Genomic DNA, 14,722 nt, shown 5'->3' on the forward strand with positions numbered 1-14,722 from the left:
ACTTACTGATACTGCCGACGGTACTCGCTCGGCGACATGCCGAAACGCTGCTTGAAAGCGGTCGAGAAATGGCTGTGATCGGCGAAGCCCCAGTCGAGGCCGACTCCGGCCAGCTTTTCTTGCCCGGCGGCGCTGCGCAGCGCCTGCGCGCACAGATCCAGCCTGCGGTTCCTGATGTACTGGGCCACCACCAGCCCCTGGCGGGCGAACAGCCGATACAGACTGCGCAGCGACACCCCCAACTCGGCCGCCACCCACTCAGGGCGCAGCTGCGCCGACTGAATATGCCTGTCGATCAACGCCAGCGCCTTGTCGAAGACCGGTTGTTGCCCCTCCGGACGCGCCTGTTCGAGCGCCAACGCCGGGCGCAGCAGCGCCGCCAGCGCATTCAGCACCGCCTCGCTTTCCGCCGCGGCGAGCTGAGGATCCTGCATGCTGCTCAGCACCAGCTGGCGGCTGAGGCGCACCGCGCTGAGCTCGGCCCCGAGACGCTGCGCACCAGGCGGCGGCAGCGGCAGGCAGCCGCGCGGCAACAGCAGAGAGATTTGGCGCGAATCGCGCTGGAAGGTGAAGCTGCTGGGCCGTGAGGCATCGATCAGCGTCATGTCGCCGGGGGAGAGCAGCGTTTGGCGATCGCCCTGCTCCATCAACGCGCTGCCGCGCAGCTGGATGACGGTGAAAAAGTGCGCGCCGTCGCTGCGGGCGATCTCACGCGGCGTGCGGTACAACCGGGCCTGAGACACGTCGACCACACTCAGGCGCAGGGCATGGGCGCGAAACTCCTGCATCGCCCCGCGAAAGCCGGGCCCCAACGTTTTCGCGCAGAATCGGCCGCAGGCGGTGTTGATTTTCCCCAGCCACTCTTCGAAGCCGACGTCCCGGAGCGTTGCCAATGCCGTCATGATCTCTCCCTTCAAACAGCAGCGGTGCTGCGCCGTTGAACAGAAAAACACCATAACAATCCGTTAACACACAATCAATGGCGAGCGGGGGATTTGGCGCCGCGATCACAGATCACCGGGCGCCGGGGAGGCATCGCCTTAAGGCTGCGTATCCAACAGATGGCGCACCACCGCCGCGTACTCTTTGGCGTAACCTTCGACGCTGGTGCTGGCCATGCCGGCATTATCTATCTTGTATTTGCCTGCCACGTAGAACGACGGGGTGCCGCGCACCTCGAACGCTTTCACCGCTTCGTTCTGCTTGGCGATCAATCCTTTGACCAGCAGGCTGTGGCGCGCGTTTTCGTAGGTGGCGGCATCGATGCCGGCCGCCGTGAACACCCGCTGAATATCGTCGGCGCCGTTGACGGCGCGCTGTTTCTGCACCGCGTCAAACATCGCGCCTTCAATCTTGTCTTCCACGCCCAGCACCGTCGCCACCGCCCAGGCTTCGGTCAGCTCATTGCCCAGTTTGCCCATCAGGCTGACGTGATATTTGGTGACTTTCTCACCGGCGGGCAGCGCCTGCGCCACGGTGCTGCCTACGCGGTAGGTTTCGGCGAACTGATAGCAAGGCCCGCAGTAGAAGGAGAAAAACTCCACCACCGCCGGTGCGGCGGCCACCGGCTTATCCAGCCGGGTATATTGCTCGCCCGCACGGTAATCCGCGGCCTGCACCGCGGGCAGCGCCAACATCAATACGACGGCGGCGGCGAACGAACGCTTAACTTTTGCCAACATAAACACTCCTGGTTTCTTCTATGAACATCGTCCTTAGCGACGGTTTTTATAATCAAATAACCGCCAGAAGGCCAGTTTTTATTACCTTCTGTTTATGTGGGATTAAGTCAGCGCCCTTCGTAGCCGTCCCAATAGGCGCCTACCGCTTCCTGCGACAGCACCTGGCGGCGTTTAGGATTGTCGGTGCTGCTGTAGGCGCGATTGATGAAAATGGTTTTGTGTTGCATGTTCTGCTGAAATTCCGCGCTGGCCAGGTAGTCGGCCTTTTTCTGCGCTTCGCTGCGCGCCACGCCCGCCGCGCGATCCTTTTTCCCCTGCTGATAGAACTGTTCGAACATCGGCACGGCGTTTTTAATGCTGCCGTTCACATCGGTGCGGAATTGCGGATCGAAGTCGTCGCGGGTTTGATAAACGTAGTGTTTGGCATGCTGCTCTGCGCTGCTGAGGGAGTGAGTGCAGGCGCTGAGCGCCAACAGCGGCAACAGCAGCGCCGCGCTTTTCAGTCTTTTCATGTCGTCTGTCCCTGTCAGTGAGGAAGGTTCCTTTAGCGCCAAGAGCATAGCGCCAGCCCCCGGTGAACGTCAAACGACAAAAATACGCATCACTTTGTTTTATATTAATATTATATACATTGATTGGTATTCATTGCCTGAAACACTATGCTTTAACAGAACAGGGTAAACACTCACCGACAGCGAGGCGGCCAATGAAACCGATCGACAAAAGCGTGGGGGAGTACGACCTCACGGCGGAAAAAAAAGCGGGCATGATCACCGGCACCATCCGCGGTGAACTGCCGGACAGCGACGCGAATCTGCCGCTGCTGCCCTTCTCCGGCACCTTCGCCGGCCCGAGCGTGGCCGAAGCCATCGCCGATATTCAGCAGCAGTTCCCCGACATCGAACCGGCGATTATCGACGATTTGCGCGAGGAACTGCTGAAGGCCGGGTTCTAAGCCGGATCGCGATATCTCAGCACACAGCGCCCGCTAGCACAGGGCGCTAATAGTGGGTTGAAAAGGCCATAGCGTTATGAAAAAGTGAGAGACCAATAATTCTACACCCCAGGCTAAATCGAAAGGCTTACTACATACACTAATCATAAGGTATTCAGGGAATGAAAACACCGGGAGAATGGGCCGTTGACCTGCAACTACAACTGCGCGCGCTGGACGACACGCCTGCCAGTACTCGCGCCAAAAAGAAAACAATAAAAGAAAGCCAACGGCTTGCACATCAATTAGTGCGCTCTCAAGCGCTGACCGGGGTGGAAAGAAGGGCGCTCATCAGGGAATACTCCAAAGCCATCAGAACGGTGGCGATAGAGGAAATGCAACGTGAGTTCACATTGCAGCACGCTAAAATGTTGCAACGCGCTGAAACCAAACGTGAACAGCGAGAAAAAAAATGGGCCGCCTCCAATGCACGCAGGCTGAGTCGCACGAAAAAAATGCGTTCAAATACAGCTCCGCTAACCAGCGGCGGCATAGCAATTTTACTGTTCTTATTTGCCCCGCTGTCTTTATGCGGATTGTGGCAATTCGGCTCTGTATTTTGGGCTGGCCTGCAAACCGGCGAATTAATTTTTAATTCCTGCCGCACTCCTCTGTCGTCTTGCCTCTCCCACATCGTGCAAGCCCATGAACCGTTCTATTTTTATAGCGGGATGGCGGTTTTCTTGTTCGCAACGCTGTTATGCGCATTGATGTTGCTCGGCATTGCTCTGAGCTTATCACAAGCTGGAAATACGCCTGAAAAAAAACAATGACACTCTGATTCCCAGTGTGTTTTCGGTAGCCAGGTTGTATTTGACAAATATCCCGGTGCCCCACGAACGGGCTGTACACCGGCGCGCCGGGTTTCAGCGACAGATCGACGTCAAAGTGCGCACTAACGCAAGACACCAACAGTGAGTTGGAAAAGCCATAGCAATATGAAAGAGTAAGAAAGTAGTAATTTTATCGACAGTCCCTCCAGTCTAAATAAATTGTAAGGCTTACCTACACACACTAACCATAAGGTATACAGGGAATGAAAACACCGGAAGAATGGGCTGCTGACCTACAGCAACAGTTGCACGCACTGGACAACACACCAGCCAGCCTCCGCGCCAAAAAGAAAACCATAGCAGAAAGCCAGAAACAGGCACACCAAATGATATCTGCCCAAGCAGGACTGATATTGAAAGAAAAAAAAGCGCGTATCAAAGAATACTCCAACGCTATAAGGCTGGTGGCAATGGAGGAAATACAACGTGAGTTTGCATTACGTCATGTGAAAATGTTGCAGGACGCTGAAATAAAATACGCGCAACGTGAAAAAAAACGGAGTGCTTCCAATGCGCAAAGGTTGCAGCGGATGAAAAGAATGCGTTCAAACACTCCCCCGTTAACCGGCAAAGGCATGGCGATATTACTGGTAGTGTGTGCTCCACTGTCTTTATATGGGCTATGGGCATCCGGTAGGATATTTTGGCACGGTCTGCAAACCGGAGAGCTAATTTTCCGTTCTGGCTGCCGTCCACACGTAGCTTGTCTGTCCCACATCGTGCGAGCCACCGAACCATTCAACTTTTATGCCGGGATGACATTGTTTTTGTTTTTTACACTATTATGCACATTGATGCTGCTTGGCACCGTACTGGCATTGTCAGAGGCAGGAAAAACGCCCGAAAGCAAACAATAGCCCCTCGCCAGCACCTTTCTATAGTCTCCGAATGAGGTTTTAGCCTATACACGGTGCCGCACGAACGGACTGTAGACCGGCGCGCCGGGCTTCAGCGCCAGATCGGCGTCAAAATCTTCATTACGGTTGAACGGCACCGCCGGCCAGGCGGCAAGGTCGCTTAAGCCAGCCCGATACGCCTGCGTCACCTGCGCCAACGCGGCGTTTTGCGCCTGCCGCTCCTCGCCCGCCAGCCCGCCGCGCACGCCATAGACCAGGAACGGCTCCAGCACGCTAAAGCCGATATAGTGCAGCGCATGCATGATCGGCCACAGCATCAGCCGCATGTCGCCGTCGCGCCCGTCCGGCGCGCAGGCCTGTGCGGAAGCGCCGGCGGTGACGGTCAGCAGCGCCCGCTTGCCGCGCATCACGCCGTTCTCATGGCGGTGGCGGCTGTCGTAGAGCCCGCCGTAAACGAACACCCGATCCATCCAGCCCTTGATGATGGCCGGCGCGCCGAACCACCAGAAAGGAAACTGCAGCACCAGCGTATCCGCCCAGCGCAGCAGCTCGATATGCCGCCGGATCTCCGCCGGCAGCGCCTGGATCGTCCAGTGATGGCGCTGCTCCTGCATCGCATCGAACCTGTCCGCCTGCTTTCTGCTGGGGTAGTGGCCGGCGCCCTCGCGCGGATCAAACCCCTCCTGATACAGATCGACCGTTTTCACCTGATGCCCCTGCGCCAGCCAGGCCTGCCGCGCCTGTTCGGCCAAATGGGCATTGAAAGAATGCGGCTCGGGGTGAGCCAGCACAATCAGCACGTTCATCCTGTTTCTCCCGTTGTAAGGTGGTGCTGTTATGCTGTGGCTTTATCGCCCCCTTGGCAATTACGCACCTGAAGGTAACCCCCAATGGCTTATCCCGGCGACGTCTATTCGAGCAAGTGCTCCGCGCGCGATGCGCTGGCGCTGATTTCCGGCAAGTGGGTGATGTTGATCCTGCCCGCGCTGGCGCAGCGGCCGATGCGCAACGGCGAGCTGCTGCGCCGCATCGACGGCATTTCGCAGAAGGTGCTGACGCAAACGCTGCGCCAGCTGGAACGCAACGGGCTGCTCGAGCGGCTGGATTTAAGTGAAAAGAATCAGGCCCATGTGGAATACCGCCTCAGCGCCGTCGCCTGCTCGCTGGTCGAGACGCTGACGGCGCTGGATAAGTGGGCGGAATACCACTTCCCCGAGCTGGACGCCGCCCGCGAACGCTATGATGCAGACCGCAAACGCAAGGCCGATTAAAGCGGTTTGGCAGGCAACGCGGGGCGCACAGAATGCACCGATGAGGCGCTTGTTCCCCATCTCGCCATCCGTTATCTATAGTTAAATCAATTCGCCGGTAACGGCTCATTCCACCTGAGGATCTTGCCTTGACGTTTTTAAAACACCCTATCGCCGGATTGGCGCTGGCCGGCTGCGGCCTGTTGTCGGCGGGCGGCGCGCTGGCCGCTTCCGATGCGCTGGTGTACTGCACCGTCGCCTCGCCGGAATCGTTCAACCCGCAGCTTTCCAGCTCCGGGCCGACCTTTATCGCCACCTCTCAGGTGCTGTACAACCGCCTGGTGACGCTGCGCGAAAGCGATAAAACGCCCGCCCCTTCGCTGGCCACCGAGTGGAGCGTCAGCCCGGACGGCAAGACCTACACCTTCACCCTGCGCCAGGGCGTGAAATTCAACAGCAACAAATACTTCACCCCAACGCGCGACTTCAACGCCGAAGACGTGGTGTTCACCGTGATGCGGCAGAAGGATCCCGCCAACCCGTATCACAAGGTCTCCGGCGGCAACTATGAATACTTCACCGACATGGGTCTGGATAAGCTGATCACCAAGGTGGAAGCGGTGGACGAACACCACGTGCGCTTCACGCTGAGCCAGCCCAACGCCGCCTTCGTCGCCGACTGGGCGATGGATTTCGCCTCGATCCTGTCCGCCGAGTACGCCGACGCGATGCTGAAAAAGGGCACGCCGGAATACGTCGACAACTGGCCGATCGGCACCGGGCCGTTCGCGCTGCAGCAGTACAAGCAGGATTCGCTGATCCGCTACATCGCCAACCCGCACTACTGGCAGGGCGACGTGGCCAGCAAGCACCTGATCTTCTCGATTACGCCGGATCCGCAAACCCGGTTGGCCAAGCTGAAAACCAACGAATGCCAGATCATCCCGGCACCGCTGCCGGAGCAATTCGCCGCCATCAAGGCCGACGGCAACCTGCAACTGCACGACATTACCGGGCTGAACGTCGGCTATCTGGCGTTCAACACCCAGAAAAAACCGTTCGACAACCTGCTGGTGCGCCAGGCGCTGAGCTACGCGGTAGACAAGAAAGCGATCGTCGCCGCCGTGTTCAAAGACAGCGGCACCCCGGCCAACTCGCTGCTGCCGCCGGGCATGCTGGGCTACAACGATAAACTGCCGGAGTACGCCTACGATCCGCAGAAGGCGCGCGAACTGCTGAAGCAAGCCGGGCTGGAGCAGGGCTTTGAGACCGACATCTGGTCGATGCCGGTACAGCGCCCTTACAACCCGAACTCGAAGCGCATCGCCGAGATGATTCAGAGCGACTGGGCGAAGGTGGGCGTGAAGGCCAAGATCGTCACCTGGGAGTGGGGCCAGTATCTGGCCGGGCTGCGCAAAGGTGAGCAACAGAGCGCGCTGTACGGCTGGGTGTCCGACAATGGCGATCCGGACAACTTCGCCACCCTGCTCGGCTGCGCCGGCGTGCAGAGCGGCGCCAACGTGGCGCGCTGGTGCGATAAGGATTACGACAAACTGATCCAGCAGGCGATCCAGGAGAACCAGCCGCAGGCGCGCGCCAGGCTGTATCAACAGGCGCAGGTGATCTTCGCCAAACAGGCACCGTGGCTGCCGCTGGCCACCGGCAAAGTGTTCTACGCCACCCGCAGCAACCTGAGCGGCTACGTGGTGGACGTGAACGGCAGCGACTTCGCCAAGGCCAAATTGAACTGATCCCGGGCGCCGCAGCGAGGGCTGCGGCGCTACCCGCTTCATCGCTTAATAAGCTGCCAGCCTCTGAACCTACCGCGCATTAACTTCACAACTTACGATGCTAACTGCCTCCCCTGTCGCCAGGCACTTAACCCACTAAATTCATAGCTTAATAAGCGGCGTAACCCCTGGCGTTTTGCCTAAATTGCGCGCACGCGCTTTCCTCCGATGTAACATTTCGTTACCATCGGCACACAGACCCTTTAACATCAAAAGGTAACCCGGTGCAGAACACCTACATGCCGTTGCAAATTCGCCTGCACTGGCTGGTGGCGATCCTGCTGGTCATCACCTGCGTCACCATCGAGCTGCGCGGCTATGCCGAACCGGGCAGCGCCCCCTGGTACGCGCTGGTTGTCACCCACTTCAGCTGCGGCGTAACGGTGTTTGCGCTGATGATCGCCCGTCTGCTCCTGCGCTGGCGCCACCCCTCGCCCGCCATCGCGCCCAAACCGCCGAAGTGGCAAACCGGCCTGGCGCACCTGATGCACGTCCTGATTTACCTGCTGCTGCTGACGCTGCCGGTGCTGGGGGTGTACTCGCGCTATCTGGGCGGCAAGGAGTGGTATCTGTTCGGCCTGTCGATGCCGTTCGCCGACGTGGCCGATCGGCCGCAGGCACGAATGATTATCGGCTGGCACAAAACGCTGGCGTCATTCGGCTACTGGCTGATCGGCCTGCATGCCACCGCCGCGCTGTTCCACCACTATATCGTCAAGGACAATGCGCTGGTGCGCATGCTGCCGCTGATGAAAAAACGCTGAATACCCGGCGCCAGGGATGAATTTTCGGGCCACGCCCACTGACAGGGAATGACATGCAAACCCAATTTTTTAATGTGACCGTCGAACAATGCGCCTGCCAGCAGACGGCGCCCGACAACCTGGTGAGGATCATCGCCTCCGGCCAGACGTTCTTTTTTTACCGCGACGACTTCAGCGACAGCGAAAATCTGCTGGCCAGGCTCGCCGCCGGCGATCGGGTGAAGATCGGTGCCCACCGCCTGCAAGACGGCAGCTACTGGCTGCACTGGCTGCTGCACGGCACGAAAGGCCGGCTGGAGCCTGACAGGACGCTGAAATACAAGCTGAAATACTTCGCCCTGCTGCTGCTGGGCGCGGTGCTGGCCGGCGGTTTCCCGGCGGCCTTTTTCATCATGGACGGGGAAGATTCCTGGCTGACCATCGTCCTGTTCTTTATCGCCATCATCGCCGGCCTTATCGGCATCGGCATGGCGCTGTTCGTCGGTTCGGAGCTCCTGCTGATCGGGCACCGCGGCCGCAGGCGCCTGCTCCGGGCGCTGGATCGCGTGCTGCTGGGGCAAGACGTCACACCGCCCGGCTCGCTCAGCCTGAAAATCCCCGGCATCAAATACCGGGCCGTCCGCGCAGACGCTGTGCCGGCGACCGCACTGCTGCAGACCGCGCCTCCCCTCCCGGACGGCGTCGAGACCTCCGGCATCGAGACGGTCAACGCCCTGAACTACGAACTCTGCCAATATGAAATCCCGCGGCAGGTGCAGTATTTGGATACGTATGCGTGGCGTCAGAAGGAGACGCACTTCGCGTTGACGACCCGCGCGCTCAATGTCCCCAATACCAAACTGCATCCGGTATTTCGTCGGCAACATCCGCTTTTCATCGCCAAAGGCGATCCGCTGCAGGTGCTGTATTGCGAGAACGACGTCATTCCCGAGTTGCCCAAAGTGCGTGGGATCATCAATCATCGCGATCGCCAAACCTATCTCATCGGCGGCAGCCGCTACTTCACCGAAGCCGGTCTTAACCTGTGCGCGCGCGTTGTCTTCATTTTTGGGGCAATCGTGGCGTGTTTTGTAATCGGCATGACGGTGGTGGATAACGCCGATACCCCGGCCGGCTTTCACCTGGATGCCTGGACCCTGAAGCGTCTCGGCAGCGAATTGCCGCCGATTATTCTGCTGCTGATGCTGATGGTCAGCGGCCTGGCGCTGTTGATCGAGGGGTTCGCCCAGATCTGCCGCCTGTACTCTTTTGACCAGCACCGCACGTTTAAAACGTTTAAATACCTGCGAAATCTGCGCCGCAGTTTATGGCGGCAGGCTCAGGTGACGGAGCTGAAATGATGACGTTAGCGCTTTATAAAAGACCCCTTATTATCCTGACGCTGTTTTTGGCCAGCGCGCTGGGCGTCTATTTGCTCGCCCCTGAGCAACGCTATGCGCAGTGGCAATGGACTCAGGGCGACCAGGCGTTGCCGACGATAGCCCATTACGATCTCATCGACAGCTACCCGGCTCAGGGCGGCACTCTGCTGATCACCAGCAAAAGACGTGCATCAGCCGACTATGTCAACCAGGTGCTGTTCGCTGGCCCAAAGGGAGTGCAGATGCTGGGGGAACTTAACGATTTGATCTACGGTACGGTCTGCGGCGGGCAGGAGTGCGTGCTTTTTCTATTCGAGGGACGCCGGTTGATCGATGTGCAACGGGGCACCATCGGGGCGCTGATCCCTTGGCCGGAGGGCGACGACAACCGGCCTTCCTTTGTCGGCGGCAAACTGGTGGCGCAACCGGGAAAACGCGCGCTGTATCTCATCAGCACCGAAGGCGTATTCTACAGCCCGGACTTCGGCGCCCATTGGCGGCAGACGCTGGATCTGCCGGCGCTGCTGGACGCGCGGCAACTGCTGGGCTTTGAGCGCGGCGAGGAGGACTCACCGACGGCTTACGCCTCCGGTAAGCGCAAATCCGTACCCGAAATCTTCACCGCCGTTGATGGCGATCGCGTGCATTTCTGGATGAACCCGGTGCTCGGATCCGGCGCGTTACACATCGCCGTTAACGGTAAAACCGGCGAGGTGATTGAACTGCATTGGCTGCTGGTGCGCGTGGAGGAAAGCGCGCAGGCCCCGGACGGCGGCATCTACCTGATCGCCCAAACGCTGGACAGAGGACTGTATCAGCTTCTGCGTTATCAATCCGACGGGCAGTTGAAGGTGCTGCTGGAGACCGGCGATAAATCGCTGTATCAGCTCTGGGCGGGCAACGATAAGCTGGTCGCCCAAACGGATAACGGCGATGCCCGTCTTTCGCTGATTTTCGATCTGCGTTCATCCGAAGTGCGCTACCGACAGCCGTTGGAGTACCGCTACAACGGGCGCGACGACGCACGCCAAACCGTGATCGAACCGGAAAGCCACTATGGCGATGACGGGGAGACCCCGGCGCTGCCCTACTTCATTCGCTATCGCTCCACCACGCCGTGAACATAAGGAACTTGCCATGCTGTTAGGTTATGGCGCCGGCGTCGCCGGCCTGCTGGCGCTGTTATTGGCCCTGCTGCTCGCCGGCATCCTGCTCGCCTGGTGGGGCTGGCGATATGCCGCCGCCCGCTGCGGCCGCCCGCGCCCGCCGCTTTCCTGGGGCGGCTATCTATTGGCCTCGGCGCTGGCGATCTACCCGGTAGCGTTCGCGCTGATGCTGATCGACATTGCCATCCAGGATCTCAAGAGCCAGCGGGCGGAAGAACGCTGGAATCGGCGCAGCTACCTGACGCTCGAGGCGGCCAGGCCGTTCGGCGAAATCACCCTGCCAAAGGGAAGCTGGGTAAACCGGCAGGAGCCGCGCCAGCCCGGCACCGAAGACAGCCCCATCACGATGGACGGTGTAACCGCCGTGCGCTTCCCTCAGCCGCAAAGCGTGGCCGGCGTGCCGATCATCGCTTTTGAGGTTTTACCGCCGGTGATGGAGCTGGCAGATGCGCATACCTTCACCCGTCCAACCGGCCAAAGGGCGCACTGCGAAGCCGGTTGGCTGGTCTCTTTCTCTTTGCCGTCGGATCAGCCGGCCCCGCAGTGGGAGGAGTGGCAGGCCGGGCTGCCCGCAGCGGCGTTTCGTCCCAGCGGCTGGCTCTTTAAGGAGTGCTTCTCCGGCAGCCCGATCGCGGTGCTGACCTTGCACAACGGCGAAGTCAGGGTGCTGCCTTAAGCGTTAGACCGTGGCGTAATTTTCAAAAGGCCGTTCCGGCAGATCTCAGTGAAGACAGCACCAACGCTATCCCTTGAAGATCAGTCGGGAGTTGGTCTGGTTGCGAAAACGCAGCTGATCGATACCGATCTGCGAGCGATTCGCCGCTTCACGCGCCGCCAGAATGGTGCCGTGGTGCGGCGATTTGCCGCACACCGGGTCGGCGTTGTCGGCGTTGCCGGTCAGCATGAACGCCTGGCAGCGGCAGCCGCCGTAGTCTTGCTCTTTCTCCGAACAGGACCGGCAGGGCTCCGGCATCCAGTCATAGCCGCGATAGCGGTTAAAGCCGAAGGAGTGGTACCAGATATGCTGCAGATCGTGCTCCAGCACCGACGGAAACGTAATCGGTAACTGACGGGCGCTGTGGCAGGGTAACGCCATGCCTTCCGGCGTCACGCTCATGAAGATGGCCCCCCAACCGCCCATGCAGCCTTTAGGCCGCTCCTCGTAGTAATCCGGCGTGACGAACAGCAGGTTGGCCAGTTTGCCGTCGGCGGCCATGCGCTCGCGATAGCGTTTCACCACCGCTTCTGCCTCGGCGATCTGTTCGCGGGTCGGCAGCAGCCCTTCGCGGTTCAGGTGCGCCCAGCCGTAAAACTGGCAGGTCGCCAGCTCGACGTCGTCGGCATCCAGCTGGATCGCCAGTTCGATGATGCGGTCGATCTGGCCGATGTTATGGCGATGCAACACGAAGTTGAGCACCATCGGGTAGCCGAGCGCCTTGACTGCCCTGGCCATCGCCAGCTTCTGCTGAAACGCCCTGGCGGAGCCCGCCAGGGCGGCGTTCAGCGTTTCGTCGCTGGCCTGAAAACTGATCTGAATATGATCCAGCCCGGCGTCGGCGAAGGTTTGCAGTTTCTTCTCGGTCAGGCCGATGCCGGAGGTGATCAGGTTGGTGTAAAACCCGAGATCGCGCGCGGCGGCGATCAGCTCGGGCAGGTCTTTACGCACCAGCGGCTCGCCGCCGGAGAAGCCGAGCTGCACGCTGCCCATCGCCCGCGCCTGGCGAAACACCTCTATCCACTGCGCGGTAGTCAGCTCTTTTTCCTGCGCGGCAAAATCGAGCGGGTTGGAGCAGTACGGACACTGCAGCGGGCAGCGGTAGGTCAGCTCCGCCAGCAGCCAGAGGGGCGGATTCACCGCCGGCGCACGTGGTTCAGTCACGGAAGGTCACCCATTTTTGTTCGTAGGCGCGCTGGAAAAATTCCAGCACGTCGTCCGCCAACCCTTCGGCGCCGGGGAAGCGGGCGTTCAGCTGCGTGATGATGCCGTTCAGCGTGGTGTGGCCGTCGACCAGCTGCAAGATGGCGGCGGCGCTGTCGTTCAGCTTGGCCATGCCCTCCGGGTAGAGGATCACGTGGCTGTTTTGCACCGGCTCCCATTGCAGGCGGTAGCCACGGCGGAATACCGGGGTATGTTCAGGGTTCAGCGTCATTACACCAGCCTCTGGTTGTGCCAGACCCGCGCGGCGGTCACGCTGTGGTAAGGCGGGCGGTTCAGGGTATAGGCCATGCTCATGGCGTCCAGCATGCTCCACAGAATGTCCAGCTTGAACTGCAGGATCTCCAGCATGCGCTGCTGCTTTTCAACGGTATCGCAATAGTCCAGCGCCAGCGCCAGGCCGTGTTCCACGTCGCGGTTGGCCTGGCCGAGGCGGCTGCGAAAATAGTCGTAACCGGCGGCGTCGATCCACGGATAGTGCTGCGGCCAGCTGTCGAGGCGCGACTGGTGGATCTGCGGCGCGAACAATTCGGTCAGCGAGCTGCAGGCCGCTTCCTGCCAGCAGGCGCGGCGCGCGAAGTTGACGTAGGCGTCCACCGCAAAGCGCACGCCGGGCAGCACCAGCTGTTCAGAAAGCAGGGCGTCGCGCTGCAGGCCGACGGCCTCGCCGAGGCGCAGCCAGGCCTCGATGCCGCCTTCGCTGCCGCCGTAGCCGTCGTGATCCAGGATGCGCTGCACCCATTTACGGCGGGTTTCCGGCTGCGGGCAGTTGGCCATGATCGCCGCATCCTTGATCGGAATGCTGGTCTGGTAGTAGAAGCGGTTGGCCACCCAGCCCTGGATCTGCTCGCGGGTCGCTTCGCCGTTGTGCATCGCGATGTGATACGGGTGATGGATATGATAATAAGCGCCTTTGGCGCGCAGCGCCGCTTCAAATGCCTGCGGCGTCAGGGGGCGTGGTTGCGTCATGGCGATTCCCTACAGTTCGATATTCATGCCGTCCCAGCTCACTTCGATGCCGGCGGCGGTCAGGCTCTGCCGTTCCGCGGAGTCTTCATTGAGGATCGGGTTGGTATTGTTAATGTGGATCAGGATCTTGCGTTTGGCGGGCAAGGCGCTGAGCAGGGCCGCCAGCCCGTGCTCTTCCGCCAGCGCCAGGTGCCCCATGTCCTTGCCGGTATTGCGCCCCACGCCGGCGTTGGCCAGCTCATTGTCGCGCCACAGCGTGCCGTCGATCAGCAGGCAATCCGCGCGGCGCAGCCAGGGCATCAGCGCCTCGTCCGGCTCACCCAGGCCCGGTGCGTACAGCAGACCGGCCCCGCGCGCGGTATCTTCGATAAACAGCGCCACGTTGTGGCCCGGCAGCGGGCGATCGCGGTACGGCGAATAGGGCGGCGCGTTGCTGAGCAGCGGAATGGCGGTGAAGCGCACGCTTGGGCAGACCGCCGTGCGGAACGGTTCGCCGGGCGTCACCGGGTGGTGAATCAACCCGCCGTTCCAGTGGGAGAGCATGGGAAACAGCGGGAAACCGGTGCTGAGATCGTCATGCACTTCAGGGGTGCACCAGACCTGATGCGGGCAGCCCTCACGCAAATTGAGCAAGCCCGCGCAGTGATCGATCTGGCTGTCGGTCAGCACGATCGCGCCGATGCCGGTGCCGCGCAGCACGTCGGGATTGTTCAATTCGGGCGAGGCCAGCAGCTGATGGCAAATGTCCGGGGAAACGTTGCACAGCACCCAGTTTTTACCGTCATCGCTGACGGCGATGGAGGACTGCGTGCGGCGCGTGGCGGTGATGCTGTGGTCGCGAACGCCGCGGCAGTTGTCGCAGTTGCAATTCCACTGGGGAAAGCCGCCGCCCGCTGCCGAGCCGAGAACTTTTATCTGCATGTCTGAACCAGAAAAAGAAGGAAAGAAATGCCCGCGCGAAAGGCGGGCAGACGGGCGATTAACGGTTGGAAATGTACAGCGTCACTTCCAGCCCCAGGCGCAGGTCAACAAACTCAGGTTTTTGCCATAACAGCATGATGTTTACCCTCTTTATGTAAAGTAACGGCAGCTAAGCCAAAAAATCCGTTCTATTCCGGCT

Annotated in this window: 18 protein-coding genes; 9 read left to right on the forward strand and 9 right to left on the reverse strand. The window is 60.3% G+C overall.

Translation table 11 applies throughout. The annotated features are described in order from the left end of the window. Positions 1–2: 2 nt before the first annotated feature. The 3 genes from feaR to JL05_RS23780 form a co-directional block, all read right to left on the reverse strand. A complete protein-coding gene (gene feaR / locus JL05_RS23770; protein WP_015376780.1) occupies positions 3–902 on the reverse strand; it encodes a transcriptional regulator FeaR in 900 nt (299 codons plus the stop codon). 138 nt (positions 903–1,040) lie between these two features. Next, positions 1,041–1,682: a protein disulfide oxidoreductase DsbA gene (locus JL05_RS23775; protein ID WP_015376779.1), complete on the reverse strand. Its 642-nt coding sequence runs from the start codon at positions 1,680–1,682 to the stop codon at positions 1,041–1,043. A gap of 107 nt (positions 1,683–1,789) precedes the next feature. Then, positions 1,790–2,194 (reverse strand): Exc2 family lipoprotein, encoded by a 405-nt coding sequence (locus JL05_RS23780; protein ID WP_033634055.1) that lies wholly within the window; start codon positions 2,192–2,194, stop codon positions 1,790–1,792. Between the two features lie 194 nt (positions 2,195–2,388). On the opposite strand from JL05_RS23780, the gene JL05_RS23785 reads away from it, so the two are divergent. From JL05_RS23785 to JL05_RS23795, 3 genes are all read left to right on the forward strand, one after another. Further along, entirely contained in the window at positions 2,389–2,637 is a 249-nt protein-coding gene (locus JL05_RS23785) for a hypothetical protein (RefSeq protein WP_004940639.1), read from the forward strand. A 161-nt stretch (positions 2,638–2,798) separates the two neighbouring features. Then, the gene (locus JL05_RS23790) at positions 2,799–3,449 is read left to right on the forward strand and encodes a hypothetical protein (protein ID WP_033634056.1); all 651 of its coding nucleotides are present in this window, start codon (positions 2,799–2,801) and stop codon (positions 3,447–3,449) included. Between the two features lie 263 nt (positions 3,450–3,712). Beyond that, the gene (locus tag JL05_RS23795; protein WP_033634057.1) at positions 3,713–4,366 is read left to right on the forward strand and encodes a hypothetical protein; all 654 of its coding nucleotides are present in this window, start codon (positions 3,713–3,715) and stop codon (positions 4,364–4,366) included. 44 nt (positions 4,367–4,410) lie between these two features. Here JL05_RS23795 and JL05_RS23800 read toward each other — a convergent pair whose 3' ends face one another. Then, complete coding sequence (locus JL05_RS23800; protein ID WP_033634058.1) at positions 4,411–5,172, reverse strand: NAD(P)H-dependent oxidoreductase; 762 nt, start codon at positions 5,170–5,172, stop codon at positions 4,411–4,413. 84 nt (positions 5,173–5,256) lie between these two features. On the opposite strand from JL05_RS23800, the gene JL05_RS23805 reads away from it, so the two are divergent. The 6 genes from JL05_RS23805 (at position 5,257) to JL05_RS23830 (ending at position 11,373) form a co-directional block, all read left to right on the forward strand. After that, on the forward strand, positions 5,257–5,637 hold the full coding sequence (locus tag JL05_RS23805) for a winged helix-turn-helix transcriptional regulator (RefSeq protein ID WP_033634059.1): 381 nt from the start codon (positions 5,257–5,259) through the stop codon (positions 5,635–5,637). 128 nt (positions 5,638–5,765) lie between these two features. After that, on the forward strand, positions 5,766–7,367 hold the full coding sequence (locus tag JL05_RS23810; RefSeq protein WP_033634060.1) for an ABC transporter substrate-binding protein: 1,602 nt from the start codon (positions 5,766–5,768) through the stop codon (positions 7,365–7,367). A gap of 278 nt (positions 7,368–7,645) precedes the next feature. After that, positions 7,646–8,170: a cytochrome b561 gene (gene cybB / locus JL05_RS23815; protein ID WP_033634151.1), complete on the forward strand. Its 525-nt coding sequence runs from the start codon at positions 7,646–7,648 to the stop codon at positions 8,168–8,170. Positions 8,171–8,223: 53 nt separating this feature from the next. Beyond that, positions 8,224–9,510 carry a hypothetical protein gene (locus tag JL05_RS23820; protein WP_033634061.1) on the forward strand — a complete coding sequence of 429 codons (1,287 nt, stop codon included), beginning with the start codon at positions 8,224–8,226 and terminating at the stop codon, positions 9,508–9,510. Continuing rightward, complete coding sequence (locus JL05_RS23825; protein ID WP_033634062.1) at positions 9,507–10,652, forward strand: hypothetical protein; 1,146 nt, start codon at positions 9,507–9,509, stop codon at positions 10,650–10,652. The genes JL05_RS23820 and JL05_RS23825 overlap by 4 nt, the downstream gene beginning before the upstream one ends. Before the next feature lie 16 nt (positions 10,653–10,668). Beyond that, complete coding sequence (locus JL05_RS23830; protein WP_033634063.1) at positions 10,669–11,373, forward strand: hypothetical protein; 705 nt, start codon at positions 10,669–10,671, stop codon at positions 11,371–11,373. 66 nt (positions 11,374–11,439) lie between these two features. Here the strand turns inward: JL05_RS23830 and pqqE are convergent, their stop codons facing one another. The 5 genes from pqqE to pqqA are packed head-to-tail and all read right to left on the reverse strand — an operon-like array spanning position 11,440 to position 14,659. Then, positions 11,440–12,576 (reverse strand): pyrroloquinoline quinone biosynthesis protein PqqE, encoded by a 1,137-nt coding sequence (gene pqqE / locus JL05_RS23835; RefSeq protein ID WP_033634064.1) that lies wholly within the window; start codon positions 12,574–12,576, stop codon positions 11,440–11,442. Continuing rightward, positions 12,569–12,847, reverse strand: coding sequence for a pyrroloquinoline quinone biosynthesis peptide chaperone PqqD (pqqD, locus tag JL05_RS23840; protein WP_033634066.1), 279 nt, complete (start codon positions 12,845–12,847; stop codon positions 12,569–12,571). The genes pqqE and pqqD overlap by 8 nt, the downstream gene beginning before the upstream one ends. Continuing rightward, entirely contained in the window at positions 12,847–13,602 is a 756-nt protein-coding gene (pqqC, locus tag JL05_RS23845) for a pyrroloquinoline-quinone synthase PqqC (RefSeq protein WP_033634068.1), read from the reverse strand. The genes pqqD and pqqC overlap by 1 nt, the downstream gene beginning before the upstream one ends. 9 nt (positions 13,603–13,611) lie before the next feature. Then, positions 13,612–14,523, reverse strand: coding sequence for a pyrroloquinoline quinone biosynthesis protein PqqB (gene pqqB, locus JL05_RS23850; protein WP_033634069.1), 912 nt, complete (start codon positions 14,521–14,523; stop codon positions 13,612–13,614). 58 nt (positions 14,524–14,581) lie between these two features. Then, a complete protein-coding gene (pqqA, locus tag JL05_RS25070) occupies positions 14,582–14,659 on the reverse strand; it encodes a pyrroloquinoline quinone precursor peptide PqqA (RefSeq protein WP_004930284.1) in 78 nt (25 codons plus the stop codon). Between the last annotated feature and the right edge of the window lie 63 nt (positions 14,660–14,722).

Source organism: Serratia nematodiphila DZ0503SBS1, assembly GCF_000738675.1.
Classification (GTDB): Bacteria; Pseudomonadota; Gammaproteobacteria; order Enterobacterales; family Enterobacteriaceae; genus Serratia; species Serratia nematodiphila.